The 1,288-nt window shown below is 40.5% G+C and carries 1 protein-coding gene; it reads left to right on the top strand.

Annotation, left to right across the window (positions count from 1 at the left end; all coding sequences use genetic code 11):
- Positions 1-95: 95 nt before the first annotated feature.
- Positions 96-1,246 (top strand): IS3 family transposase gene (locus M2369_RS19310; RefSeq protein ID WP_100325805.1). Its coding sequence is split into 2 segments (ribosomal slippage): positions 96-369 and positions 369-1,246, totalling 1,152 coding nucleotides; the frame shifts between segments, so codons are not numbered across the junction.
- Positions 1,247-1,288: the final 42 nt, after the last annotated feature.

Below are 1,288 nucleotides of genomic sequence, written 5' to 3'. Positions count from 1 at the left end.
GGGACTGACCCCATAAGATGAGACAAATAAAAAACACCTTCAAGTTTGAAAACGGATCGTTGTGATCCGAAATAAAACATGGAGGTGTTTTTTCTATGGGGACAAGAGTGAGTTATCCGGTTGAAGTCAAACAGAAGGCTGTGGAAATGAGATTGGCAGGCGTACCTATGAAAGAGATCATGCAGGAATTGAATATCAAGAATAAGACGCAGGTTCAGACATGGGTGAGATGGCATAAAGCTGGGGATACACACCGGTTCGAACAACCTGTTGGAAAACAATATTCTTATGGAAAGGGCCCCGAGTACTCTTCCGAATTAGAGAGACTACGGGCAGAAAATCGCTATTTGAGTCAACAGAATGAAGTTTTAAAAAAGTACAACGAATTGGAAAGGAAGTTGATAAGGAAACGTCAATCAAACTGGTAGATGAATTGTGCAAAACGGTGACGGTACAGGACATCTGTTTCCATTTAGGCATCTCACGTACTTCGTATTATAGATGGAAAAAGAATCTGACTCAGAATCATTCTAAAAGACAACTAGAGAAACAGGTCGGCACGTTGTGCCGAAAGCACAAATATCGATATGGTTATCGGAAAATCACAGCCATACTAAAAATGGGAATGCGTATTAACCATAAAACTGTTCAACGTATCATGCAGAAAAACCAGTGGCAATGCCGGGTTAAAATGAAAAAGCGTAAGAAGAATGGGCAGCCTTATGCCGTGGCTGGTAATATACTGGATCGGAATTTTCAGTCTGATCGCCCTCTTGAAAAACTAGTAACGGACATCACGTATTTGCCTTATGGACAGAAACAATTGTATCTTTCCAGTATATTGGATTTATATAATGGAGAAGTGATTGCTTTTACGATTGGTGATAAGCAGGACACAGACTTTATCTTAAACACACTTTATCAGCTCCCAGCACTGCCTGAGAATTGCGTGTTACATAGCGATCAAGGTTCTGTGTATACATCTTACGAGTATCAGAAAGCTGTTCATATAAAAGGCATTACCATGAGCATGTCCCGTAAAGGGACTCCCGCTGATAATGCCTCCATCGAATCGTTTCATTCCTCACTAAAGTCTGAAACGTTCTATCTTAACAGGATTGATCGCACTACGACCACCATCGTAGAACGCACTGTCAAAGAATACATTTATTATTATAACAACATTCGTATTCAAACGAAACTAAACAACCAATCACCGATAAACTATCGGCAATTGGCTGTATAAAGGTGTTTTGATCCCTGTCTCAAAAACGGGGGTCAGTCCCAT

It is taken from the genome of Bacillus sp. JUb11, assembly GCF_024807925.1.
Taxonomy (GTDB): Bacteria; Bacillota; Bacilli; order Bacillales; family Bacillaceae; genus Bacillus; species Bacillus altitudinis.
Note: the sequence above shows the minus strand (reverse complement) of the source record. Positions and strands in the feature narration are given on the sequence as shown.